Here is a 23,809-nt window from a genome sequence, read left to right as displayed (position 1 = left end):
TACGGGTGAAAGCCGTTGAAACCGAAACCAGGAAGCGCCGTCCTGCGGCAGGATGCCGTGCCATGGATGCCGTACGGGTAGCGCTGTTGCGCGAGGTGCTCGCCGGGACGGAGTGGGTCCAGGCCACCCGCAGGTTCGCCGGGTCGCTGCGGGCCGCGGTCGCACCGCACGGCGGCGGGCTGCTGCTGGTCGGCAGCGCCGCGTACGAGCCCTGGCATCTGGCCGCCCACCTGGACGACGAGGCCGCCTGGTCGGGCCTGCCGGAGCTGTCGCCGACGCTGGTGCGCCATCGCGTCCCCGGCGGTGCGCCGACCCATCTGGCGGTGGGGCTCGGACGGCTGGCGGCGGCCGGGCGGGGCGAGACGCTGCTGGTCGTCACGCCGGGGCAGCCGGGCGCCGGACTGCTGGAGCGGGTGCACGACGCCCGCCGCAACGGCGCGACGGTGCTGGCGCTGGACGGCGGCGACCGCGATCTGCACGCCCTGGCCCATGACGCGCTCGCCGCGCCGGCCGGGGCCCCGCCCGACGGCGGGACCGGCACCCCCGCGGACCTCGACCTCGACACCGTCCAGCATCTGGTGAGCGCGGCCGCCGGCGAGAACAGCCTGCCCGCCCCCCGCCGGCACCGCCGCTTCCGCGACCGGCTGGCCCGCATCGCCGACGCGCTGACGGAGCCGCCACCGCCGCGCTGGTAGGACACCGCCGCAAAGCCGGCGGCGCCGGCCGGTCCGGGCGTCGCGTTACGCGTCCTCGCCCGCGCCGCCCTTGCCCTTCGCCTGCCCGGCGTCCATGTCGTGCCACTTCGGGTCGGTCTCCCACTCCAGGTTCCGCTCCTTGGCGGTCTCCATGGCGTGCGCGGCCTCCTCGCGGGTGGCGTACGGGCCGAAACGGTCGGCGGCGCGGCACTCCGGGCCCTCCTCGACCCTCTGGTGCCGGAGGCAGTAGTACCACTCACCCGGCTTACCGACCGTCCGCCTCTTGAACAGCGCCATTGCCGCCTCCTGTGGGTGTTCCGTGTCACCATCCTGCCCGACGGCCCGCGGATACACTCGCTGGCATGTCTGGCCAGTCGCTTCTTGTCCCGGGGAAGATCTCCCCCACCCGCCCCGTCCCCGCCTCGATCCCGCGCCCCGAGTACGTCGGGAAGGACGCGCCCACGCCCTATACGGGGCCCGAGGTGCAGGACGCCGAAACGATCGAGCGGATGCGGATCGCCGGCCGGATCGCCGCACAGGCGATGGCGGAGGCCGCCAAGCTGATCGAGCCCGGTGTGACGACCGACGAACTCGACCGGGTCGCCCATGAGTTCATGTGCGACCACGGCGCCTACCCCTCCACCCTCGGCTACCGCGGGTTCCCCAAGTCCCTGTGCTCCTCGCTCAACGAGGTCATCTGCCACGGCATCCCGGACTCCACCGTCCTCAAGGACGGCGACATCGTGAACCTGGACGTCACCGCGTACATCAACGGCGTGCACGGTGACAACAACGCCACCTACCTGTGCGGCGACGTGGACGAGGAGTCCAAGCTGCTGGTGGAGCGGACCCGCGAGGCGCTCCAGCGCGCGATCAAGGCGGTCAAGCCGGGCCGCCAGATCAACATCATCGGCCGGGTCATCGAGTCGTACGCCAAGCGCTTCGGCTACGGGGTGGTCCGTGACTTCACCGGTCACGGCATCAACTCCTCCTTCCACTCCGGCCTGATCGTTCCGCACTACGACAGCCCGCACCACACCACCGACATCAGGCCCGGCATGACCTTCACGATCGAGCCGATGCTGACGCTGGGCACGCACGAGTACGACATGTGGGACGACGGCTGGACCGTGGTGACCAAGGACCGCAAGCGGACCGCCCAGTTCGAGCACACGCTGGTCGTGACGGAGACCGGGGCGGAGATCCTCACGCTTCCCTGAGCCAAGGCGTGCCCGGGTGAGTGGAGGGCGGCGGGACGCGGCCTCGCGGGGCCCGTCCCGGCCGTGGCGCACATTTTACCGACAGCGCGTCGGGAACAGGGGTAGCCTGGTTACCGACAGGACGTCGGGAACAGGTTGACTTAGGTAAGCCTAAGTAGTTAGGTGGCCCCAAGGTTCAGCGGCTCAGCCAAGCCCCTGCTCCCGTCCTCCCCCAGGCTCTCGACTTCGTTCGAGCAGGGGGGACCCCCATCCTCGGTCCCCGGAGGTCCGCCTTGGCAGCGTCCAGCCCGACCCACCCGACCCCGTCCACTCCGTCCGCTCCCCCCACGCCGTTCTCGACGGTCATCCGCACGGCGTCCCACGAGCAGCACACGGAGGCCGAGAACTCCTCGTTCATGAGCGACCTCCTCGGCGGCAGGCTCGGCGTCACGGCCTACCGGCGCTACACCGAGCAGCTGTGGTTCGTCTACCGCGCGCTGGAGGGCGCCTCCGAGGCGCTCGCCGACGATCCGGTCGCGGGCCCCTTCATCCGCCCGGAGCTGGCCCGCACCGCCGAGCTGGAGCGCGATCTCGCCCATCTCGGCGGGACGGCCTGGCGCGACGGCCTGGAGCCGCTGCCGGCCACCGCCGCCTACGCCGCCCGCGTGGCGCTCTGCGCCCGCGACTGGCCGGCCGGCTACGTGGCCCACCACTACACGCGCTACCTCGGCGATCTCTCCGGCGGCCAGATCATCCGCGGCACCGCCGAGAAGACCTGGGGCTTCGCCCGCAAGGGCGACGGAGTGCGGTTCTACGTCTTCGAGGACATAGCCAACCCCGCCGCCTTCAAGCGCGAGTACCGCACGCTGCTGGACGCGCTGCCGGTGGACGACCTGGAGAAGCAGCGGGTGGTCGACGAGTGCAAGCGCGCGTTCCGCCTGAACAGCGCGGTCTTCAGGGAGTTGGGCGAGCAGTTCCCGCTCAGCGCGTAGCGCGGCCGGGTCCGGGGTCCTCCCCCGGGCCCGGATGTAGCCCATCGGACGCCCCTTCGGACGCCCCTCAGCGGGAGGTGCGGCGGCGGGTGGCATAGACGGCGGCGGAGCCGGCGGCCAGGAGGGCGGCGGCACAGAGGAGCAGGGCGCCGGTGGGGGCCGTGGTGCCGGTCGCCGCGCGTTCGTCGCCGGTGGTGGCGTCGCCGGCATAGAGGGCGCCACTCGCCGGGTCGTAGCCGCCGGACGCGGAGTCGAAGCCGAAGCGGCTCTCGCCGACCGTTGCGGCGGCGTCGGCCGGCGTGCCACCGCCGTGCGCGACGGGCCCGGTGACAGCGGACTGGTAGGAGGCCTTGATCGCCTGGTCCGACCGTCCGCCGGAGAGCGTACGGACCGCCGCCGTACGGGCCGCGGCCTGCGCCCCGGCGGTCGGCAGCAGTGCCCCCATGGCGCCGGCCAGCAGCGCCGTGCCGAGTGCGACGGCGAGCATCCGGACCAGCCCGCGGCGCAGTTCGGCGCAGAGCACGCGCATGCGGTGGCGGATGCGTCCGAGGGTGGAGTCGCGGGTCGCGGCCGGGGGGAACGGCGGCATGGAGCACCCCTTCCAGGGCTGACTACTTAGGTAAGGCTAACCTAAGTCACATGCCGTCAGATGGGAACCATCGATGAACGCCCCCCGGCGCCGCCGCACCCGCGCGCCCCTCGGGCCGCCCGCGGGGACCTTCGCCGAAGGGTCGCCGCCGCGGACCCATCGGCAGCCGGTGGAGGCGGACAGGCATCCACGGACCGGAATACCGCTGGTCAGGCCTCGTCGCGAGATATGACCCTTACCTTGACCACGACTTGACGGTTCCGTGACTGGACATGGGTCAATCCGTGATCGGGCCGTTGTCCATGAGAGCGGGATCACTGGACAGGGTGGGCAGGAGAAGGTAAGCCTCAGATAAGTTAGGGCCGCCTTAGTGGCGACCCTAACGTCTGCCTACCCTTCCCGTACGTCGTTTTCGTACATCCGAGCCCGCTGGGAGCCCCGTATGCGAGCCCTTCGCCCCTCCGCCGTCGCCGCCATCGCCGCGGTCGCGGCCGTCACCGCCGTCGCCGGCTGCGCCGCGAAGAGCGACGGCAAGGCAGGCGGTGGCAAGGGCACGATCGAGGTGACCGCGACCGACTCCAGCTGTGAGCTCTCCGCCAAGGAGTTCCCCGCCGGACACGTCCGCTTCGCGGTGCAGAACAAGGGCTCCAAGGTCACCGAGGTGTACGTCTACGCGCCCGGCGACCGCATCGTGACGGAGCGGGAGAACATCGGGCCCGGCACCAGCACGGAGATCACCGCCGAGATCAAGCCCGGTTCGTACGAAATCGCCTGCAAGCCGGGCATGAAGGGCGACGGGATCCGGCAGAAGGTGACCGCCAGCGGCAAGGCCACCACCGTCAAGCGCGATCCCAAGCTGGACGCCGCGGTCGCCGCCTACCGCAAGTACGCCCAGGAGCAGGCCGACCAGACCATCCCGAAGGCGCAGAAGTTCGCCGACGCGGTCAAGGCCGGCGACCTGGACGAGGCGAAGAAGACCTACGCCGTCTCGCGGATCGGCTGGGAGCGCACCGAGCCGGTCGCCGAGTCGTTCGGCGACATCGACCCCAAGGTCGACCTGCGCGAGGACGGCCTGAAGAAGGGCCAGAAGTGGACCGGCTGGCACAAGCTGGAGAAGTCCCTGTGGAAGGAGAAGAAGATCTCCGGGGACGACAAGAAGCTCGCCGACCGGCTCATGACGGACCTGAAGGACTGGCAGAAGCGGGTCGGCAAGGCCGAGATCACCCCGACCAGCATGGCCAACGGCGCCAAGGAGCTGCTCGACGAGGTGGCCACCGGCAAGGTGACCGGTGAGGAAGAGCGCTACAGCCACACCGACCTGGTCGACTTCCAGGCCAACATCGAGGGCGCCGAGAAGGCCTACCAGCTGCTGAAGCCGGTCGCCGCCAAGAACGAGCCGGCGCTGGCCAAGGAGCTGGACAAGCAGTTCAAGGCGATCCACGCACAGCTCGACAAGTACCGCGACGACAAGTCCGCCGACGGCTTCGTCTCCTACGACACGGTCGACAAGAGCGAGAGCAAGGAGCTCTCCGACGGCGTCAACGCGCTGGCCGAGCCGCTGTCGAAGCTGGCCGCCGCCGTGGCCGTCACCAAGTAGTCCGCCGCCAGGCCACAGGGGGTCACGATGACGCACGACAACAGCACCGGAGCCCAGGACGAGCGGGCCGCCGAGGACACCGCGGCCACCGACGCCGCGGCCGCGCGGACCACCGACGGGCGGGCGCCCTCCCGGCGTTCGCTGCTGGGCTGGGGCGGCGCCGGGCTGGCGCTCGGCGCGGTCGCGGCCGGTGGGACGGCGGCGGCGCTGCGCGCCGGCAGCGACGTCCAGCCGGCCGCCGCGGACGCGACCGCGGGTGCCGCGGTCCCCTTCCACGGCAAGCACCAGGCCGGTATCGCCACCGCCGTCCAGGACCGGCTGCACTTCGCCGCGTTCGACGTCACCACCGACGACCGCGACGAGCTGATCGTGCTGCTCAAGGACTGGACGAAGGCCGCGGCGCGGATGACGTCCGGGGACGCGGTCGGCGACGGCGCGGTCGGCGGGCTGGCGGAGGCGCCGCCGGACGACACCGGCGAGGCGCTCGGCCTGCCGCCGTCCCGGCTCACCCTGACCTTCGGCATCGGCCCGACGCTGTTCGAGAAGGACGGCAAGGACCGCTTCGGCCTCAAGGCCCGCCGGCCCGCGGCGCTGACCGAGCTGCCGCAGTTCCCCGGCGACAACCTCGACAAGACCCGCAGCGGCGGCGATCTGTGCATCCAGGCCTGCGCGGACGACCCGCAGGTCGCGGTGCACGCGATCCGCAACCTGGCCCGCATCGGCTTCGGCAAGATAGCCATCCGCTGGTCGCAGCTCGGCTTCGGCAAGACCTCCTCCACGACGCCGGAGGCCCAGACGCCGCGCAACATGATGGGCTTCAAGGACGGCACCCGGAACATCGCGGGCACCGACAGCGCCGCGCTGACCAAGCACGTGTGGGTCGGCGAGGGCGACGAGAAGGGCCCGGCCGGCTGGATGGCCGGCGGCTCCTACCTCGTCGCGCGCCGGATCCGGATGCACATCGAGACCTGGGACCGCACCTCGCTCCAGGAGCAGGAGGAGATCTTCGGTCGGAACAAGGGCGAGGGCGCCGCGGTCGGCAAGAAGAACGAGCGGGACGAGCCGCATCTGAAGTCGATGCTGCCCACCGCCCACGTACGGCTCGCGCACCCGGACTCCAACCACGGTGTGCGCATCCTGCGCCGCGGCTACTCCTTCACCGACGGTACGGACGGCCTGGGCCGGCTCGACGCGGGGTTGTTCTTCCTCGCCTACCAGCGGGACGTGCGCGAGGGCTTCGTCCCCCTGCAGCGGAGGCTGGCGGCCGACGACGCGCTCAACGAGTACATCCAGCACGTCGGTTCCGCGCTCTTCGCGGTGCCGCCAGGTGTCCGCGACGCCGACGACTGGTGGGGCCGGGAGCTCTTCGCCTGACGCCGCCGGCGCCGAAGAGCCGCGCCGGAAAGAAGACTGCCGCCGTATGAAGGAAGGGAAGGCCCCGACGTGTTGGGCAACTACCTGATCGGTCTGCGCGAGGGCCTGGAAGCCAGCCTCGTCGTCTGCATCCTGATCGCCTATCTGGTCAAGACCGGGAGGCGGGAGGCGCTGCGCCCGGTCTGGCTCGGTATCGCGCTCGCCGTGGTGCTGTCGTTCGGGTTCGGTGCCGCCCTTCAGTTCGGCTCGCAGACCCTGACGTTCAAGGCGCAGGAGGCGCTCGGCGGCTCGCTGTCCGTCGTCGCGGTGTGCCTGGTGACGTGGATGGTCTTCTGGATGCGGCGCACCGCGCGGCACCTGAAGCAGGAGCTGCAGGGGAAGTTGGACGCGGCGCTGCAGATGGGCACCGCGGCGCTGGTGGTCACCGCGTTCCTGTCGGTGGGCCGCGAGGGCCTGGAGACCGCGCTGTTCGTCTGGACCGCCGCCCAGTCCGCGAACGACGGCGTACGGCCGCTGGTCGGGGCGCTGCTGGGGCTGCTGACCGCCGTCCTGATGGGCTGGTTGTTCTACCGCGGCGCGGTCCGGATCAACCTCGCGAAGTTCTTCACGTGGACCGGCGGGATGCTGGTGGTGGTCGCGGCCGGCGTGCTGGCGTACGGCTTCCACGACCTGCAGGAGGCCGAGTTCCTGCCGGGGCTGGGCAGCAAGGCGTTCGACGTCAGCGAGCAGATCCCGGCCGACAGCTGGTACGGCACGCTGCTGAAGGGCGTCTTCAACTTCCAGCCGGACCCGACCGTCCTCCAGGTCACGGTGTGGGCTCTGTATCTGATCCCCACGCTTCTGTTCTTCCTCGCCCCGGGTAGGGTGTCGCCGAATCGTGCCACCCCGGCGGCCGCCCAGTCCGCCCCGGTCGCCCCGAAGGAGCCCGAGCCCCATGACACGCAGGTCGCCGTTCCGGGTGCCCGTAACTCTGACGTCGGCAGCGACGGCGCTGCTGATACTGAGCGGGTGCATGACGGTGCACGGCGAGAGGGAGATGCTGCCGGCGGTGTCGAAGGCTGAGGGCGCCAAGGCGCTCGAACGCTTCGCCGACGGCTTCAACAAGGCCAACCGCCTGCTCGATCCGAAGCTGAACCCCTCCTTCGAGGCGGGCCCGCTGCTCGCCATCGACCAGGCCGGGATAAAGGCGGCGCACGCGCTCCGGCCGCAGGGCAATCCGGGCTTCCTCCCGCTGGCGTTCAAGGACGCGCACTTCACCGTGCCCAAGCAGAAGGGCTGGCCGAAGTACTTCCTCGCGGACGCGCTCAGCAACCGCAAGGACGCCAGTGGGCAGCACACCCGCTGGTTCCTGGTGTTCGGCCGCGACGACATCGACGAGAAGTGGCGCGCGCAGTACTTCGCGCAGTTCGCCGGGAACAAGGCACCGCAGCTGAAGACGGACGCGGACGGCTACGCGGAGGCGGTGCCCACCGGTGCGAAGTCGGGCCTCACCGTGGACCCGGGCAAGCTGAGCCGCCGCTACGCGGACTATCTCAACACCGGCAAGGGCAGCACCTTCGCGTCCGGGCCGAACACCGACGGCTGGCGGAAGCAGCGCGCCAAGGACTCCCACCAGCTCGGCGCGCGGATCCTGTGGGAGGACACCGCCTCGGAAGCGCCGCCGGTGGCGCTGCGAACGGCGGACGGCGGTGCGCTGGTGTTCTTCTCGACCTTCTACCACCAGCAGAAGACGGTCTCCGAGGGGTCGGTGATCACGGTGCCGGCCGGTCTGCAGGGCCTCGTCGAGGGCCCGCAGAAGAAGACCAACCGGATGGCCTTCACCACGGTCTCGTCCCAGGCGGTCACGGTGCCGGCCAAGGGGTCCGGCGAGAAGGTCGTCGTCCTCAACCGGCGCGAGGGCAAGACCTCGGTGAAACCCCAGTAGGGGCCCTCGCGGGGCGATCGACGCCGAAGGGGCCGACCGGGTGATCCCGGCGGCCCCTTCGGTGTGCGGAGCGGGGGTCAGCGGCCGATCGGCCAGGCCGCCGTCTCGTGGTAGGGCTCGCGGTCGGTGCGGTCGTGGAACTCGGCGCAGGCGTCGGTCAGCGACTCCAGCAGCGTCAGCGGGTCGGGCAGCGGCAGCTCGGGGCCGCGCAGCCAGGTCACCGCGGGCTGCTCGCCGGGCAGCGCCGAGGGCGGCAGGAGGACGTAGCTGCCGCGGCAGTGCCAGCGCAGCCCCGGGTGGTCCTCCAGGGTCTCGGGGTGGCAGTCCAGCTCGCAGGGCCACCACTCGTCCTCGTCGTCCGGGGTGCCGCGGGTGGCGGTGAAGAACAGCATCCGGCCGTCGCCGAAGCCGGCGCCGCCCAGCGTGATCGGCCCCACCTCGATGCCCGCCGCCTCCAGTCGCCCCAGGGCGCTGCGACCCGCCTCGACGGGGACGTCGAGCACGTCGTGGGCGATGCCGGTGGCGGTGATGAAGTTGGCCTGCGGGAGGGTGCGGACCCAGGCGGCGACCACGTCGCGGTCGGTGGTGGCGACGGTCTGCCAGCCGAAGGAGATGGGATGTCGGCCCGGGGTGGGACAGCCGACGCGTTCACAGGAACAGCCGTAGCCGGAGGGGTGTGCCGCCGGGGCGACGGGGAAGCCCGCGTCGGCCGCGGCCAGCAGCAGGTCCTCGCGGCCGCGCGCGGCCGCCGATCCCGTGTCCGTATCGCCGCCGTCCGATCCGCTCTTCGGCCGGCGCAGCCACTGGGAGAACCTGCTCTTGCGTTCCATCTATCCCCTCACTTCGAGCGGTGGTCTGGGATCAATGCTGCCACCATCCTGCGCTTCGGGTGACCGGTGTGGGGATCCGGGGCGAACCGAGAACGGGCGAATACCGGCAATACACCCCATCGGCGACAGGTCGCCGGCCTCGCCCGCCGTCCGCCCGGCGCGGTCAGTCGCGGGGTCGCAGACCACGCAGTACCTGGTCGACAAGGGTGTCGACGAACTCGTAGGTCAATTCGCCGGTGCGCATCAACCAGCGCTGTGAGAAGGGACTCAACACCATCTCGGCGGCCAGCCGCACGTCGATGTCGGCGGCCACCTCGCCCGCCTCCTGGGCGGCCCGCAGCCGTTCGACGTAGACGCGGATGCCGGGCTCCAGCAACCGGCCGACGAAGGTGCGGGAGAGCTCCTCGTCACCGGCGCCGGCCGCCGCGAGGGCGCGGTAGGGGGCCTGGAACGCCGGGTCGTTGAACTCGTCGGCGGTCGCCCGCAGCACGAACTTCAGGTCGGCGGCCAGATCGCCGGTGTCCGGGAGGCCCTTTTCGTAGTCCTCGTCGACGCCGGCGGTGAACGCGTCCAGCAGGACCGCGGCCTTGGAGGGCCACCAGCGGTAGATCGTCTGCTTGCCGACCCCGGCCCGGGAGGCGATGCCCTCGATCGTGAGTTTCTCGTAGCCGACCTCGCCGACGAGGGCGAGGGCGGCATCGAAGATCGCACGGCGGGAGCGTTCGCTGCGGCGGGAGGCGTCGGGTGCGCTTTTGTTGGCCATGGCGCGGAGTCTAGCGAGGAAGAGGCGAGACGTATCGTCTTGACGAGACGAAGCGTCTCGGTTCATAGTGGTGGACATCAAGCGAGACGGATCGTCTCGCAGAAAGTGGTCGGCGAGGAGAGGGGATCCCCATGAGCAAGGGCAATGCGGGCGGAATGCTCGGTGTCGGAGGCACCCGGAGCAAGCTCTCGCGCGGTGCGCTGCGCGGCGCCGGCGGAGGTGCCCGTGGTGGCCAGGGGCAGCCGGATCCGCAGGACCGGCGCCGCGAGCTGCTCCGCAAGTTCCAGGAGCGGTCCCGGAAGGACTGACCTACGAGCGGGCCCAGTCGTCGCCCCACGACGCGTCGCGGGCCGCGCGGTAGCGGTCGCCGTGCCGCTTGGTGACCGTGGTGCGCTCCAGACCGTCGTTCACAGTGCACAGGTCCAGCAGGACCTGGCCCTTGCGCAGCTGGGGCTTGCGGACGATGCGGGCGCCGGCCGGGGCGGCGTCGAGGGCGGTGGCGGCCACGTAGCTGAACTTCTCGTCCTCGTACGGCAGGGATCCGCCCTTGACCTGGCGGTGCAGCGAGGAGCGGCTGACCCGGGCGGAGAAGTGGCACCAGTCCTCCCCGGGGACGATGGGGCAGGTGTCGCTGTGCGGGCAGGGGGCGACGATCCGCAGCCCGGCCTCGACGAGCTGGGCGCGGGCCTCTCGGATACGCAGGTAGCCGTCGGGCGTGCCGGGCTCGATGAGGACGACGCTCTTTGCGGCGGCGGCCGCGGCGACGACGGCGCGGCGGTCCTCGGGGCGGAGTTCGCCGAGGACGTAGGAGACCGTCACGAGGTCCGTACCGGCGGGGAGGGCGAGGCCCTCGCCGAGGGTCCGGCGCTGCCAGTCGGTGTCCGGCAGGACGCCGGCGGCCAGTTCGGCACCCAGGTCGAGGGCGGGCTGGGCCCAGTCCCAGACGGTGCTGTGGTGGCCTTCCCAGATGGCGGCGGTGGCCCAGGTCGCGGCGCCGGTGCCGCCGCCGATGTCGATGTGGGTGGCCGGGGACCAGTCGGGGACCCGGGCGGCGAAGGCGGCCAGCGCGGCCCGTACGGCTTCGAAGGTGGCCGGCATCCGGTAGGCGGCGTACGCGGCCACGTCGGCGCGGTCGCGCAGGACCGGGGCGTCGGTGGGGGTGCGTCCCCGGTAGTTGGCGATCAGACGGTCCACCGCCTGCGCGGCCTGCTTGGGCGGCAGGCCGTCGAGCAGGCCGGCCAGTGCGGCGCGCAGTTCCTCGTGCATTGGACGAATTCTACGGCGGGCCCGGACGCGCTCCCCCACCCCCGAACGGCCCCGGGGACACCCCGCCCGCCGTGCCTCACACGGCCCCCACCACGGCTCTGGCCAGGCGGGTGGCGGCCGCGGCGCGCGGGGCGCTGCCGCTGATCCGGCGGCGGGGGTGGACGGTGTTCGCGAGCAGGATCAGGAAGGTGTCGGTGGCGCGGTCGAGAACCAGGCTGGTGCCGGTGAAGCCGGTGTGCCCGGCCGCGCCGCGGCCCGCCAACTCGCCCATGAAGTACGGCTGGTCGATGCCGAAGCCGAGGCCGGGCGGGTCGAGCAGCGCGGCGACCGCGCCGGCCCCCAGGATCCGGGCGGAGCCGTAGGCGCCGCCGTTGAGCAGCGTGCGGCACAGCACGGCGAGGTCCTGGGCGGTGGAGAACAGGCCCGCGTGACCGGCCACACCGCCCAGCGCCCAGGCGTTCTCGTCGTGCACCTCGCCGCGGATCATGCCGCGGTCCGCCTTGGCCCAGGGGCGCCGCTGGTCCTCGGTCGCCGCCACTCCGGGCGGCGCCAGCGGGCCGTAGCAGGTGCTGGACATCCCCAGCGGGCCGGTGATGCCCTCGTGGACCAGGGCGTCCAGGCGCCGTCCGGTCAGCTGCTCCAGGATCAGCTGGAGGGAGATCAGGTTGACGTCGGAGTAGAGGTAGCTGGTGTCGGGGCGGCCGGTGGGGGAGGCCGCCTCCCGCCACAGCAGCTCCAGCTGGGCGGCGCGGTCACGGCGCTCGTAGAAGGGCAGCTCGGGGGCGAGCCCGGAGGTGTGGGTGAGCAGCTGGCGGACGGTGATGCCGGGGGCGAAGGCCGGCAGATGGGCCTTGACCTGGTCGTTGAGCACCAGGCGGCCGCGCTCGACCTGCTGGATCGCGACGATGGCGGTGAAGAGCTTGCTGAGCGAGGCGAGGTCGAAGACGGTGCCGGCCCGCATCGGCTCCCACTGCTCGCGGGGCAGATCCAGCCCCCGGTCCTGTTCGGGGTCGTAGGCCCGATAGCGGTGCGCCCAGCCCGCGGCGGCCTCGGCGACCACGACCGGCCCACGGCCGGCCAGCACCACGGCCCCCGGGCACCACGGCGGCCGGCCGTCGGGCAGCGCCCGCACACCGCGCACCAGCCTTTCCACCCAGGCCGGGTCGAGCCCCGCCTGGGTCGGCGTGCCGTAGGTGAGTCTCGGTGCCTTCAGGATCAGGTCCTCTCGCCCGCGCTCGGGGTGCTCTCCTTCCTACGCTGCCACGGGCGGCACATTCCCAGGAAGCTGACGAGCGCCAAAACGGCGCATACCAGCTGTACGAGGGCCATCGGGACGGCGGTGTGCTCACCCGCGACGCCCACCAGCGGGGAGGCCACCGAGCCCAGCAGGAAGGTCGAGGTGCCCAGCAGCGCGGAGGCGGAGCCGGCCGCGTGCGGGGTGCGCAGCAGGGCGAGGGTGTTGGCGTTCGGCAGGACCAGGCCCATACCGGCCATCAGGACGAAGAGGCCGGCGGCCATCGGGGCCAGGCCCACCGTGCCGAGGACGCCGGCGGACATCACCAGCAGTCCGCCCGCGGCGACGGCGATCAGCACCAGGCCGCAGCCCAGCACCTTCTCCATGCTGACCCGGCCGACCAGCAGCTTTCCGTTGATCTGGCCGGCCAGGACCAGGCCGACGGAGTTCAGGCCGAAGAGCAGGCTGAAGGTCTGCGGGGAGGCGCCGTAGATCTCCTGGACGACGAACGGCGAGGCCGAGATGTAGGCGAAGAGCGCGGCGAAGGCGAAGGCGCCGGCGAGCAGGTAGCCGGTGAAGCCCCGGTCGGCGAGCAGATCGCGCATGGTGCGCAGGGTCTGGCCGAGGCCGCCGGGGTGCCGCCGTTCGGGTGCCAGGGTCTCCGGCAGCGTGCGCCAGACCAGGAGGGTGAGCGCCGCGCCGACCGCGGTCAGGACGACGAAGACGCCGCGCCAGTCGGTGATCTGGAGGATCTGGCCGCCGATGAGCGGGGCGACGACCGGGGCCACGCCGGAGATCAGCATGAGGGTGGAGAAGAAGCGGGCCATCGCGTCGCCGTCGTAGAGGTCGCGGACCACCGCCCGCGCGATGACGATGCCGGCGGCGCCCGCCAGGCCCTGCAGCAGGCGGAAGGCGATGAGGAAGGCGACGTCGGTGGCGACCGCGCACAGGGCGGTGGCCAGGACGTAGATCACCATGCCCACCAGCAGCGGGCGGCGGCGCCCCCACTTGTCGCTCATCGGGCCGACGATCATCTGCCCCAGCGCCATGCCCGCCAGGCAGGTGGTGAGGGTGAGCTGGATGGTGGCGGCCGGGCTGTGCAGGGCCGCGGTGACCTGCGGCAGGGCCGGCAGATACATGTCCATGGAGAGCGGCGCGAGCGCCGTGAGGCCGCCGAGGACGAGGGTGACGAGGAGGCCGGTGCGGCGGGACGCGGCGGGTGCTGCTGCCGCGTCCCGCCCGGCTATGGCGGGCGAGTCCTGGGTCTCGGCCGTGGTGGGGCCGGGCTCTGTCATGAGCGTCTCCATGGGTCGTTGATGACCGAACCATGGTGTCATGCACGCGGCCGATACCGGCCGGTTCCGGGCCGGTCCCATCGACCTAGGACCAACGTCCCACTCGGCCCCGGGGCCGCCCGAGGGGTCAGGGACGGTCAGGCCCTGGGACCGTCAGACGCCTTCAGGCCCGTCAGGCGTCTTCAGGCCCGTCAGGCGGTCTTCAGGCCCGGATCGCCCGCCTCGGAGACGAAGGACGCGGCGGTGGCCACCGGCGCCCCGGGGGTGGTGACGGCGGACACCGTCCGGTAGTCGGCGCGGGCGGTGTCCTGGTCCAGGGTGACGGTCACATAGCCGCGCCGGCCGTTGTAGAACTTCAGGTGCGGGTTGGCGGCCATGTAGGTGGCCCAGTTGGCGGGCTTGTCCGCGCCGTCCTTGCCGCTGGCGATCGAGGTGGTGACGAACTCCACCCCCGCGGTGCGCGAGGCGGGGTCCTTGAAGTCCTTCTTGATGTCGAAGGCGTAGTGGACGTGCACATCACCGGTGAGCACGACGAGGTTGTCCACACCGGCCGACTCCGCGCCCGCCAGCACCCGGGCACGGGAGGCCGCGTAGCCGTCCCAGGCGTCCATGCTGACCTGGTAGCCCGGACCGGTGGCGTTGCGCCGCTCGGAGAAGGTGACCTGCTGGGGCACGACGTTCCAGCGGGCGGTGGACTGCCGCCAGCCGTCGATCAGCCAGCGCTCCTGGGCGGCGCCGGTGAGGGTCCGCCCGGGGTCCTCGGACTCGGGGCCCGGCGTGTGCCAGCCGTCCCCGTAGGCCTGGTCGGAGCGGTACTGGCGGGTGTCGAGGATGTCGAACTGGGCGAGCTGCCCGAACTGCAGGCGCCGGTAGAGCCGGGCGTCGGGTCCGTTGGGCCGCTGCGGGCGGCGCAGCGGCTGGTTCTCCCAGTACGCGCGGTAGGCGGCGGCCCGGCGGACGAGGAACTCGGCGGGCGGGAGGTTGTCCTCGCTGATGTCGGAGGCGTAGTTGTTCTCCACCTCGTGGTCGTCCCAGGTGACGATGAAGGGGTGCGCGGCGTGGGCGGCCTGCAGGTCCGGGTCGGACCGGTAGAGGGCGTAGCGCAGCCGGTAGTCCTCCAGCGTGACCGTCTCGCGGTTGAAGAGCGCGGGCAGCTTGCGGTCGGTGTAGTTGCGGGCCCCGCCGGTCGCGCCGACCGGGTACTCGTAGAGGTAGTCGCCGAGGTGGAAGACCACGTCGAGGTCCTCCTGCGCCAGGTGCCGGTAGGCCGTGAAGTAGCCGTCGTGGTAGGCCTGGCAGGAGACCGCGGCGAGCTTCAGCGCGGAGATCCGGGCGCCGCGGGCGGGCGCGGTGCGGGTGCGGCCGACGGGGCTGATCCAGCTGCCGGCGCGGAAGCGGTAGTAGTAGACCCGGTCGGGCGCGAGGCCGGTGGGCTCGATGTGCACGGAGTGGTTGAACTCCGGATGCGCGTCGGCCCGGCCGCGGCCGGCCAGCCGTGTGAAGCGCTCGTCGTAGGCGACTTCCCAGCGGACGGTGACTCTGGCGTTCGGCATCCCTCCCCCACTCTCGTACGGACGCGGTGCGAGGCGGGTCCACAGCACCACGGAGCCGGGCTGCGGGTCGCCGGAGGCGACGCCGAGGGTGAAGGGGTTCTCGGTGATCTGGCGGGGGTCGGCCTCGGCGGCGTACGCCGCGCCGGCGCCCGGGAGGTTGGTCGCGAAGGCGAGGGCGGCGGCGGCCCCGGTGGCGGTGAGGAAGCGGCGCCGGCCGACGTGAGCCGCGGCGGCCCGGATCTGCTGCTCGTACGCTGCTGGGTGCGTCATCTGGCCCTCCCCTGATGGCGGTTGTCGCCCACGATTGGAGTGCCCCGGGACGGCGCCGTGCTGTCCCGTGTACGACGCATGCATGACAGCCGGATGATGGTTGGGCCCGGACCGGACGACGCAGGACAATCACGGCATCCGCCGTCCGCTGCCGGGCCTCCGTAGGATGCGCTGCATGGCTGAACTGATGGTGCGGGACGGCACCTGGAGCTTCGACGGCGAGAGCGTGCGCATCGTGCCGGGAAGCGAGCGCGGGGTGCACAAACTGCGTCAGGACCTCGGCGAGTTCACGGTGCCGCTGGCCGCGCTGGCCGGCGTCGCCTACGAGCCGGCCCGCAAGGGCGGCCGGCTGCGACTGCGGCTGCGGGCCGGCGCCGACCCGCTGCTGCAGGTCACCGGCGGCACCCTGCCGGACGACGCGAACCCGTACCAGGTGGCCGTGGACCCCGGGCGGGTCGAGGTGGCCGAGTACTTCGTGGACGCGGTGCGGCAGGCCCTGATGCTGGATCAGATACCGGACGGGCCCTGCGACCGCTACCTGCTGCCCGGCCCCTCGGTACCGCTGTCGGCCGCCGGGGTGGACGGCATCGCCACCTTCGACGGCGAGCGGGTGCAGATCGAATGGCGCTGGAACACCAGCGAGACCAAGCGGCATTGGGGCCCCAGGGACCTCGCGCTGGCCGACCTGGCGGCGGTGGAGTGGCGGGCCGCCGCGGGCCTGGAGTCCGGCTACCTCCGCTTCCGTACGCACGGGGGGACCGAGCGGCTCAAGCCGGAGCACGATCCCCACTCGATCGAGCTGTGGGGCTTCAAGAAGGAGAGCGGCACGACGGCGCTGCTGGCGGCGGCGGTGGCGGCGCGGCTGCCGCACCCGTCGGGCGACGGCGCGCCGAAGCCGGCCGCGGCGGCCCCGGCACTCGCCCCGCCCACCGGGGAGACGGCCGCCGCACCCGCCGAGGACCATGACGCGCTGCTGCGCCGGCTGCGGGAACTGGGCGAGCTGCACCGCGACGGCATCCTGACCGAGGCGGAGTTCACCGCCGCGAAGGCGGCCGTCCTTCAGCGCTTCCACACCGGCGGCTGAGTCGCCCGGTCCGCTCCCCGTACGGCGTTTACGCTGCCGCCATGGCACAGAACACAGAGCGGGCACGGGCAGCACAGGCGACGCCGACGGCACGGGCCGGGCAGGTGGGCGGGACGGCCACCGCGCCCTGGCCCACACTGCCGGCGCCCTCCTCACCGGCCGGGCAGAGCCCGCAGACGGCAGCGGTGCCGCAGGAGGCACGGCGGGGCGGGGCAGCGCCCCGGAAGGTGGCGGTGGTGACCGGCGCCGGTTCCGGCATCGGCCGGGCGGTCGCCCATGCGCTGATCGCCGAGGACTGGTCGGTAGTGCTGGCCGGGCGGCGCGCCGAGGCGCTGGCGGAGACCGCCCGCCTGGTGGGGCTCACCGACATCAACAGCCCCACGGTCATGACGGTGCCGACCGACGTCACCCGCCCCGACCAGGTCGACGCGCTCTTCGCGGCCGTGCAGGACCGCTTCGACCACCTCGACCTGCTCTTCAACAACGCCGGCACCTTCGGCCGGGCGGTACCGCTGGAGGAGCTGTCCTACGACGACTGGCGCACGGTGGTCGAGGTGAACCTCACCGGCTCCTTCCTCTGCGCCCAGGCCGCCTTCCGCGCTATGAAGGCCCAGGACCCGCAGGGCGGACGGATCATCAACAACGGCTCGATCTCCGCCCATGCGCCCCGGCCCCACTCCATCGCCTACACCGCCACCAAGCATGCGATGACCGGCCTGACCAAGTCGCTGTCCCTGGACGGGCGTCCGTACCGGATCGCCTGCGGACAGATCGACATCGGCAACGCGGCGACCGAGATGACCGGCCGGATGCAGACCGGCATCCTGCAGGCGAACGGCCAGACGGCCGTCGAGCCGGTGATGGACGCGGCGGACGTCGCCCGTACGGTCGTCCACATGGCGGCGCTGCCGCTGGAGGCCAATGTGCAGTTCGCGACGGTCCTGGCGACGAACATGCCGTATATCGGGCGGGGTTGAGGTGCCCGCCCCACGGGGCCACCGCGGGCGCCGGACGGGGCCGCCGCTGCCGTGACCGGCCCCGCGCGGCCGCCCCCGGTACCCGCCCGCCGGCACCGATCCCCGTACGCCCCCTGCCCTCCCGCCGCTTCCGGTGGCACGCTTACCTCGGATCCGCACCACTCGTCTGCCGGGCCGCCCCCGCGCGGCCCCATCCCCCGCGGCCGCGCGCGCCCTGCCTCGCGCGGCCCCGCAGAAGGAGTTACGCGTGAGACGAACCGTTCGCGGCATACCGGCAGTTCACGGCATACCCACGGCACACCCCGCGCGCAGGTCCCGGGCCGCCCTCGGCGCCCTGACGGCCGCCGGTACGCTGCTCGCCCTGCTGCTCCCCACCGGCTCGGCCGGCGCCGCCACCCCGCCCGGCTCCCACCGCTCCCCCGCCCCGCAGACCGTCGCCGACGCCTTCTGGACCGCGAGCCGGATGCGCTCCGCCGCTCCCCTGGACCTGGCCGCACCGGCGAAGGGCGCCCTGACCACCGCCGTTCCGCGCAGCGCCCCCCTGAAGGTGCCGCCCACCCTCCCCACGCTCCCTCAGCTCCCGAAGGTGCCCTCGCTCCCCTCGCTGCTGCCCGGGGTGCTCCCCCAGGCCGGCGGGCCCTGGACCGGCGGCGGCGCGGTCACCAAGACCGCCGGCCGGGTCTTCTTCACCTACCAGGGCCGCAACGCCTCCTGCTCCGGCGACGCGGTGACCAGCGGCAACAAGAGCACGGTGATCACCGCCGGGCACTGCGTGAAGCTGCAGGGCAACTGGCACACCAACTGGGTCTTCGTCCCCGGCTACCACGACGGCGAGGCCCCGTACGGCAAGTGGCCGGCCGCCAAGACGCTCGCCACCCCGCAGTGGACGGCCAGCGAGGACATCAACTACGACGTCGGCGCGGCGGTCGTCGCCCCGCTCGACGGCAAGAAGCTCACCGACGTCGTCGGCGGCCAGGGCCTGTCCTTCAACTCCGGCTACAACAAGGCGATGTACGCCTTCGGGTACCCGGCGGCCGCCCCGTACGACGGCAGCAAGCTGATCTACTGCAGCGGCAACACCATCAAGGACCCGCTGTTCTCCAAGGACCACGGGCTGTCCTGCAACATGACCGGCGGATCCAGCGGCGGCCCCTGGTTCACCTCGTTCGACGAGAAGACCGGCACCGGCCTGCAGGCCTCGGTGAACAGCTTCGGCTACCAGTTCCTGCCCAACACGATGTTCGGCCCGTACTTCGGCGACGACGCCAAGAACCTCTACGAGAAGGCCCAGACGAGCTGAGCCGGACATCCTGAGCCGGACTGGGCGAGCCGCGCCCCGGGGCCGTACGGCGACACCCTGCGGACACCGTCCGGAGGCGCCGTACGGCCTCCCGGCTCTCTCCCGCGGGCGTCAGGTCCGGGGCCGGTCCCGGCAGGAGAGGGCGTCGATGGTCTCGAGGCGTGGCTTGTAGTCGGTCTCCCAGGTGGCGTCGGCCTTCGGTATCGACCACAGCGAGGTCGCGAAGTCATGGCTCCAGCTGTTGCTGCCGACATAGTCCCGCAGCGCGTCGCGCAGCCGCAGGCAGTCCTTGCGGTGCCCCTTGTTCATGGCGATGCCGTAGTGGTTGGCCGACCCGTAGGTGAGGTCGGGGACGACCCTGAGATCCGGGTTCTCCTGCGTGAAGCCGTAGAGGATCATCTGGTCGGTGGAGACCGCGTCGGCCACCTTCTTGACCTTGAGGTCCTCGATGCAACTGGAGGCGTCCGGCCGCTCGTAGACCGCGATCCGGCTGTACTCGGGGCCCTCCAGCGTGGTCACCGAGGTGGTTCCGGGCCAGGTGCAGACCCGCTTGCCGAAGAGGTCGTCGGGCCTTCGGATGCGGTGGTCGTCCTTGCGGACCATGATGCCCTGGTAGGTGGAGGCGTACGGGCCCGCGAAGTCCAGCTTCCTCATCCGCTCGACGGTGATCGAGAACGTCGCGACGACCAGGTCCTTCTTCTTCTCCGTCAGCACCGCGCTGCGGTCCTCGGACGGCACGATCCCGAAGTCCGGTTCGACGCCCACGGCCTTGAGGATCTCCTGGGCGACGGTGATGTCGAAGCCGGAGAACTTGTACGTGTGGACCACCCCGGTGCCCGGCTGGTCGTTCTTCGCGCCCACCGAGACCTTGCCGGACTCGAAGAGCGAGGGCGGGGCGGAGGCACCGCAGGCGGTCGCGGTCAGCGCGGCGCCGGCGAGCAGCAGCGCCCCCGGCAGCGTCCGCCACCCCCGCCGAACGCGCCCCCGCCGCCCCACCGCGGCCCCGGCCGATATTCCTGCCGCTACTGCTACTGCTACTGCTACTGCTCGCACCATCTCCCCGTTCACCCCGTCCTCCCCGTTCACCCGTTCACCCCGTCTATGCGTCGTACAGCACCGCGCCCGTCACATGGACGTCCATGCGGCAGCCGCGCGCCGTGTGCAGCCGGACGTCGATGCGGACGCTGCGGACCCCCGCGCCCAGCGAGAATTCGGCCGTGCCACCGGGGCGGATCTCCTTCGACTGAGCCGCGGCGCCCGAAGTGAGCAGCGACAGCGTGGCGCCGGTGTCCGGAAGGCAGGTGGGGCCGGCCGGTTCGTGGTCGGCGATGGCCAGCGTCAACCGCAGGCCGTCGCGGGGCTGCGCCAGGGCGGAGGCGTCGAGCCGAAGGGCCAGGGCGCGATGCCCGGTGCCGTCCAGCGGCTGCCGGCCCTCCGTACGCACCTGCCCGGTCACATCGATCTCACCGTGCGTCAGGACCTGTCGGAACGCCAGCCAGCCGCCGACGGTGGCCAGGACGGAGACCAGCGAGAGGACGCCGACCACGCGGGCGTCGCGGGGCCTTCGGCCGAGGACGCGGGCGGCGGCCGTGCCGAGCGACAGCGCGGCGAGCGTGCCCCACAGGGTGTACTGCCGGGCCGGCCCGTCCGGCCAGTTGGTTCCGGCGACCACCAGGGCGGCGCAGGCCAGCAGCAGGGGCAGCCAGCGGGCGCTGGGGTGCATCACCCACTTGATGATCACGTTCCTGATGTCATTGGCCGCGATGGAGTGATCGCCGTGCGCCGTCGGGTTGTTGTAGACGTCGCCGTTGTCGCCGAGGCGGCCGGTCATGAGCCGTCCCGGGTGCGCTCGCCGCCTCCCATGTGGATGTCGCCGTGGATCTCGACAGCCGCGATGGAGCCCTGGCCGGTCGCGGTCGGGGTGTTGTGCACGGTGTATCCGCCGGTGGACGGGGCGAGCCGGTCGACGTGGTCCAGGAGGTGGGCGGCGTCACGCCGGGCGGCCGGGGCGCGCAGCCAGGCGGTCACCGCGGCGGACAGCAGTCGGCGCTCCTGGTCGGTGAGCGTCGCGAGCAGCTCGTCGAGGGCGTCCGCACGGTCGGCGTCCAGCTGATGGGGCGTGCCGCCGCCGGTGTCGCCGGCGAGGTCGCCGTCGGTGCCGTCGCCACGGCGCAGCAGCCGGCGGAAGAAGCCCTCGCCGGCCGTCACGGTGCGTTCGGCGATCCGCTGCTGGGCGGCGGTGATCACCGAGGTGCCCAGGCTGTTCGCGGCCAGGGTGAGATAGGGAGCGATTTCGGTGGACACGGTCGCCAGGTCGGACATCCAGCTCTCCCCCACGGATGGACATCAGGGGCGCACCAGGGGCGTGGCACACCACCCCCATCACCCTTACGAGGAAGGCGTGTTACCCATGTGGAGGATGCATCACACCCACACCGCTGAGGGGTTTCGAGCCGTATTTCAGGCCGGGGTGGCATTGGGGCGGCTGAGGCCCGCCCCTTCTCGGAAGCGGCGACGAAAACGGCCCCGCCCCACCCCCTCGAAGAGGGGCGGGGCGGGGCCGACCGCCTGCGGGCCCGGAGAACCCGGCAGGACGCGTCACGCCAGGGGCAGAGCCTTGGTCGCAGCCTGAACCTGGTCCGTGGACACCGGAAGGTCCTTGATCGGAAGCTTGTCCGTGGAGACCGGCAGCCCCTTGGCGGGGAGGGCGTCCGTCGACAGCGGCAGCCCCTTGGCCGCAAGCGCGTCCGTGGAGAGTCCGCCAGTGGGCAGCTGGTCCGTCGACAGCCCGCTGGTCGGCAGCTGGCCCGTGGACGCTCCACCGGTGGGCAGCTGGTCGGTGGACAGCCCGGAGGTCGACAGCGGCAGACCCTTGGCCGGCAGACCCTTCGTCGGCAGCCCCTTGGCCGGCAGCGTCTTGGCCGGCAGTGCCGTAGTCGGCAGCCCACCCATCAGCGCCCCGCCCGCCGTGGCGGTCTTCGTCGTCTCCCCCAGGACGTCACCCGCCGATCCGGCGACATCGCCGGCCAGCGGCGCGACCGTCTGCGCGGCGGTCTGCGCCGCCCCGCTCGCCGAACCACCGAGCTCACCGGGGTCAACGGCACTCGTGCCGCCCAGGTCGGGGGCCTTCGGCACCTCGACGGCCTGGGCGGCACCGGCCGAACCCAGCGTCAGGGCGGCTGCGGCGGTGGCGGCTGCGGTGAGGACTCGTCGCATCAAAACTCCTTAGGGAGGTGGGGAGATGGGCTTTTATGAAAAGAACGACGCACCCCGCCACCAGACACGCACCACACCCCGCACTCGGTCCACGTGCAGTCGCCGGTCAACGCGCTACGGTGACAGCCACGTTGGGAACCACCGCGCATCGGGCGGGGAGGGAGTGCCGGCCATGCCGAAGCCGGAGGACTGGATGACGGCCCGCCCCGAGGCGCCGGTCGAACTCCACCCGGACAGGCCGCACGCGGCGCGCGTGTACGACGTGCTCCTCGGCGGTACCACCAACTACCCCGCCGACCGCGCCGCGGCCGAGCAGACGCTCGCCGCCGTGCCGAACGCCTCCGTGATCGCCCGGCAGAACCGGGCCTTCATGCGCCGGGCGGCCCGGTATCTGACCGCCGAGGCCGGAATCCGGCAGTTCCTCGACCTCGGAACGGGCATCCCGACCTCGCCCACGCTCCATGAGGTCGTCCAGGCCATCGCCCCGCGGTCACGGATCGTCTACGCCGACAACGACCCCATCGTCCTGGCGCACTCGCGCGCCCTGCACACCAGCCACCCCGACGGCCGGACCGCCTACATCCAGGCGGACCTGTGCTATCCGGACGAGCTCCTCCAGAACCGGCGGTTACGGCAGACCCTCGACCTCGGGCGGCCCGTCGCACTGACCCTCATCGCCGTACTGCACTGGCTGCCGGCCACGCGCGATCCGTACGCCATCGTCCGCCGACTGATGCGTGCACTGCCCTCCGGCAGTTTCCTGGCGCTGACCTACGTCACGGACGGCTTCGCGCCCGTCGCTCTGGAGAGGGTCCCGGGGACCCTCTCGACCACGGTGCCCCACCTCAACGCCCGCAGCCGGAACGAGGTCCTGCGGTTCTTCGACGGCCTGGAGCTGGTCGAGCCCGGCGTCGAGGTGGCCCAGCGGTGGCGACCGGACCCCACCGGCCCCCGAACGGCCGCCTGGGGCCACACCGGCCCCCCGCTCTACGCGGGGGTGGCCCGCAAGGCCTGACCCATCCGCACGGTGGCCCTGGCAGCCCGCCGGACGGGACCGGCGGCCGCGCTGCTCCCGGTCTTCCCAGCTACCCGGTGTGGTCCTCAGAGGGGACGGACGGGCTCAGCCGGCGCCGACGGGCAGGGGGCCGAGCCGGGTTTCCAGCCAGGTCGGTAGGTTCAGCAGTCGGACGCCTTCCTGTTCGTCCGGGTCGGTTCGTGCGACCAGGCACACCATGGCCTCGGTGCCGCTGTTCACCGGCATGTGCGGAGTGTTCGCCGGGATGTAGAAGTAGTCGCCGGCGTGCAGCACCACGTGCTCGGCCAGCTCCGCCCCGTGCCATACCTCGACCTGGCCGGATTGGATGAAGATGGCCGACTCATGGCCTTCGTGCAGGTGCGGCCGCCCCCGCGTACCGGCGGGCATCACCAGTCGGTGGAGACACAGGCCTTCCGCCCCGGCCGACTGGGCGCTGACGCCCGTTCCGAAGGTGCCGCCCTGGACTCCCTCGTACTGCCCGGTGCGGACCACCGTGCACTGTTTCTGATCTGCCATGCGCGCAGTACAGCAGCTCGCCCGCAGCGGTCGATCAGTTCGCGCCAGGTCGGCCCCGGCCGCGCGACCGAGTGACCTCCGGCCGCCGCCGGCCGAGCC

Annotated in this window: 25 protein-coding genes; 12 read left to right on the top strand and 13 right to left on the bottom strand. The window is 72.2% G+C overall.

Annotated features, from left to right (window positions below):
* The first annotated feature begins 62 nt into the window (after nucleotides 1-62).
* Complete coding sequence (locus ACFWZH_RS28895; RefSeq protein WP_384437491.1) at nucleotides 63-695, top strand: hypothetical protein; 633 nt, start codon at nucleotides 63-65, stop codon at nucleotides 693-695.
* 45 nt (nucleotides 696-740) lie between these two features.
* Here ACFWZH_RS28895 and ACFWZH_RS28890 read toward each other — a convergent pair whose 3' ends face one another.
* Nucleotides 741-992, bottom strand: coding sequence for a hypothetical protein (locus ACFWZH_RS28890; protein WP_384437488.1), 252 nt, complete (start codon nucleotides 990-992; stop codon nucleotides 741-743).
* 65 nt (nucleotides 993-1,057) lie between these two features.
* Here ACFWZH_RS28890 and map point away from each other — a divergent pair, with 65 nt between their 5' ends.
* On the top strand, nucleotides 1,058-1,915 hold the full coding sequence (map, locus tag ACFWZH_RS28885; protein ID WP_384437485.1) for a type I methionyl aminopeptidase: 858 nt from the start codon (nucleotides 1,058-1,060) through the stop codon (nucleotides 1,913-1,915).
* 272 nt (nucleotides 1,916-2,187) lie between these two features.
* Entirely contained in the window at nucleotides 2,188-2,886 is a 699-nt protein-coding gene (locus ACFWZH_RS28880; RefSeq protein ID WP_384437482.1) for a heme oxygenase (biliverdin-producing), read from the top strand.
* 67 nt (nucleotides 2,887-2,953) lie between these two features.
* Here the strand turns inward: ACFWZH_RS28880 and ACFWZH_RS28875 are convergent, their stop codons facing one another.
* Entirely contained in the window at nucleotides 2,954-3,475 is a 522-nt protein-coding gene (locus tag ACFWZH_RS28875; RefSeq protein ID WP_384437479.1) for an HtaA domain-containing protein, read from the bottom strand.
* Between the two features lie 442 nt (nucleotides 3,476-3,917).
* On the opposite strand from ACFWZH_RS28875, the gene efeO reads away from it, so the two are divergent.
* From efeO to ACFWZH_RS28855, 4 genes are all read left to right on the top strand, one after another.
* Nucleotides 3,918-5,072 (top strand): iron uptake system protein EfeO, encoded by a 1,155-nt coding sequence (gene efeO, locus ACFWZH_RS28870; protein WP_384437476.1) that lies wholly within the window; start codon nucleotides 3,918-3,920, stop codon nucleotides 5,070-5,072.
* 27 nt (nucleotides 5,073-5,099) lie between these two features.
* Complete coding sequence (efeB, locus tag ACFWZH_RS28865) at nucleotides 5,100-6,446, top strand: iron uptake transporter deferrochelatase/peroxidase subunit (protein WP_384437473.1); 1,347 nt, start codon at nucleotides 5,100-5,102, stop codon at nucleotides 6,444-6,446.
* 69 nt (nucleotides 6,447-6,515) lie between these two features.
* Nucleotides 6,516-7,508, top strand: coding sequence for an iron uptake transporter permease EfeU (gene efeU / locus ACFWZH_RS28860; protein WP_384437470.1), 993 nt, complete (start codon nucleotides 6,516-6,518; stop codon nucleotides 7,506-7,508).
* Nucleotides 7,495-8,370, top strand: a complete 876-nt coding sequence (locus ACFWZH_RS28855; protein WP_384437467.1) for a hypothetical protein — start codon at nucleotides 7,495-7,497, stop codon at nucleotides 8,368-8,370. Before efeU ends, ACFWZH_RS28855 begins: the two co-directional genes overlap by 14 nt.
* Nucleotides 8,371-8,447: 77 nt before the next feature.
* On the opposite strand, the gene ACFWZH_RS28850 is transcribed toward ACFWZH_RS28855, so the two are convergent.
* Both ACFWZH_RS28850 and ACFWZH_RS28845 read right to left on the bottom strand, forming a co-directional pair.
* Complete coding sequence (locus ACFWZH_RS28850; RefSeq protein ID WP_384437464.1) at nucleotides 8,448-9,200, bottom strand: bifunctional DNA primase/polymerase; 753 nt, start codon at nucleotides 9,198-9,200, stop codon at nucleotides 8,448-8,450.
* A gap of 163 nt (nucleotides 9,201-9,363) precedes the next feature.
* On the bottom strand, nucleotides 9,364-9,963 hold the full coding sequence (locus ACFWZH_RS28845) for a TetR/AcrR family transcriptional regulator (RefSeq protein ID WP_384437461.1): 600 nt from the start codon (nucleotides 9,961-9,963) through the stop codon (nucleotides 9,364-9,366).
* A 131-nt stretch (nucleotides 9,964-10,094) separates the two neighbouring features.
* Here ACFWZH_RS28845 and ACFWZH_RS28840 point away from each other — a divergent pair, with 131 nt between their 5' ends.
* Entirely contained in the window at nucleotides 10,095-10,271 is a 177-nt protein-coding gene (locus ACFWZH_RS28840; protein WP_384437458.1) for a DUF6243 family protein, read from the top strand.
* Between the two features lies 1 nt (nucleotide 10,272).
* Here the strand turns inward: ACFWZH_RS28840 and ACFWZH_RS28835 are convergent, their stop codons facing one another.
* The 4 genes from ACFWZH_RS28835 to ACFWZH_RS28820 all read right to left on the bottom strand — a co-directional run bounded on the left by ACFWZH_RS28835 (nucleotide 10,273) and on the right by ACFWZH_RS28820 (nucleotide 15,581).
* Nucleotides 10,273-11,229: a small ribosomal subunit Rsm22 family protein gene (locus ACFWZH_RS28835; protein WP_384437455.1), complete on the bottom strand. Its 957-nt coding sequence runs from the start codon at nucleotides 11,227-11,229 to the stop codon at nucleotides 10,273-10,275.
* A gap of 76 nt (nucleotides 11,230-11,305) precedes the next feature.
* Nucleotides 11,306-12,361: a serine hydrolase domain-containing protein gene (locus tag ACFWZH_RS28830; protein WP_384437611.1), complete on the bottom strand. Its 1,056-nt coding sequence runs from the start codon at nucleotides 12,359-12,361 to the stop codon at nucleotides 11,306-11,308.
* An 83-nt stretch (nucleotides 12,362-12,444) separates the two neighbouring features.
* The gene (locus ACFWZH_RS28825; protein WP_384437452.1) at nucleotides 12,445-13,758 is read right to left on the bottom strand and encodes a Bcr/CflA family multidrug efflux MFS transporter; all 1,314 of its coding nucleotides are present in this window, start codon (nucleotides 13,756-13,758) and stop codon (nucleotides 12,445-12,447) included.
* Nucleotides 13,759-13,949: 191 nt separating this feature from the next.
* Nucleotides 13,950-15,581, bottom strand: coding sequence for an alkaline phosphatase D family protein (locus tag ACFWZH_RS28820; protein ID WP_384437449.1), 1,632 nt, complete (start codon nucleotides 15,579-15,581; stop codon nucleotides 13,950-13,952).
* 175 nt (nucleotides 15,582-15,756) lie between these two features.
* On the opposite strand from ACFWZH_RS28820, the gene ACFWZH_RS28815 reads away from it, so the two are divergent.
* The 3 genes from ACFWZH_RS28815 to ACFWZH_RS28805 all read left to right on the top strand — a co-directional run bounded on the left by ACFWZH_RS28815 (nucleotide 15,757) and on the right by ACFWZH_RS28805 (nucleotide 18,942).
* Nucleotides 15,757-16,665: a DUF4429 domain-containing protein gene (locus ACFWZH_RS28815; protein ID WP_384437446.1), complete on the top strand. Its 909-nt coding sequence runs from the start codon at nucleotides 15,757-15,759 to the stop codon at nucleotides 16,663-16,665.
* A gap of 41 nt (nucleotides 16,666-16,706) precedes the next feature.
* Entirely contained in the window at nucleotides 16,707-17,642 is a 936-nt protein-coding gene (locus ACFWZH_RS28810) for an SDR family oxidoreductase (protein WP_384437443.1), read from the top strand.
* 247 nt (nucleotides 17,643-17,889) lie between these two features.
* Nucleotides 17,890-18,942, top strand: a complete 1,053-nt coding sequence (locus ACFWZH_RS28805; RefSeq protein ID WP_384437440.1) for a trypsin-like serine peptidase — start codon at nucleotides 17,890-17,892, stop codon at nucleotides 18,940-18,942.
* A 111-nt stretch (nucleotides 18,943-19,053) separates the two neighbouring features.
* Here ACFWZH_RS28805 and ACFWZH_RS28800 read toward each other — a convergent pair whose 3' ends face one another.
* From ACFWZH_RS28800 to ACFWZH_RS28785, 4 genes are all read right to left on the bottom strand, one after another.
* Nucleotides 19,054-20,010 (bottom strand): transporter substrate-binding domain-containing protein, encoded by a 957-nt coding sequence (locus tag ACFWZH_RS28800; RefSeq protein ID WP_384437437.1) that lies wholly within the window; start codon nucleotides 20,008-20,010, stop codon nucleotides 19,054-19,056.
* Between the two features lie 31 nt (nucleotides 20,011-20,041).
* Complete coding sequence (locus ACFWZH_RS28795; RefSeq protein ID WP_384437434.1) at nucleotides 20,042-20,773, bottom strand: hypothetical protein; 732 nt, start codon at nucleotides 20,771-20,773, stop codon at nucleotides 20,042-20,044.
* Nucleotides 20,770-21,264, bottom strand: coding sequence for a hypothetical protein (locus tag ACFWZH_RS28790; protein WP_384437432.1), 495 nt, complete (start codon nucleotides 21,262-21,264; stop codon nucleotides 20,770-20,772). The genes ACFWZH_RS28795 and ACFWZH_RS28790 overlap by 4 nt, the downstream gene beginning before the upstream one ends.
* Nucleotides 21,265-21,540: 276 nt before the next feature.
* The gene (locus ACFWZH_RS28785; RefSeq protein WP_384437429.1) at nucleotides 21,541-22,158 is read right to left on the bottom strand and encodes a hypothetical protein; all 618 of its coding nucleotides are present in this window, start codon (nucleotides 22,156-22,158) and stop codon (nucleotides 21,541-21,543) included.
* Nucleotides 22,159-22,330: 172 nt separating this feature from the next.
* Here ACFWZH_RS28785 and ACFWZH_RS28780 point away from each other — a divergent pair, with 172 nt between their 5' ends.
* The gene (locus ACFWZH_RS28780) at nucleotides 22,331-23,173 is read left to right on the top strand and encodes an SAM-dependent methyltransferase (protein ID WP_384437426.1); all 843 of its coding nucleotides are present in this window, start codon (nucleotides 22,331-22,333) and stop codon (nucleotides 23,171-23,173) included.
* A 105-nt stretch (nucleotides 23,174-23,278) separates the two neighbouring features.
* Here ACFWZH_RS28780 and ACFWZH_RS28775 read toward each other — a convergent pair whose 3' ends face one another.
* The gene (locus ACFWZH_RS28775) at nucleotides 23,279-23,710 is read right to left on the bottom strand and encodes a cupin domain-containing protein (RefSeq protein ID WP_384437423.1); all 432 of its coding nucleotides are present in this window, start codon (nucleotides 23,708-23,710) and stop codon (nucleotides 23,279-23,281) included.
* Nucleotides 23,711-23,809: the final 99 nt, after the last annotated feature.

It is taken from the genome of Streptomyces sp. NPDC059008 (assembly GCF_042749045.1).
In the GTDB taxonomy this organism is placed as follows: domain Bacteria; phylum Actinomycetota; class Actinomycetes; order Streptomycetales; family Streptomycetaceae; genus Streptomyces.
The sequence above is the reverse complement of the archived record's forward strand: the minus strand, read 5'-3'. Positions and strand labels throughout refer to the sequence as shown.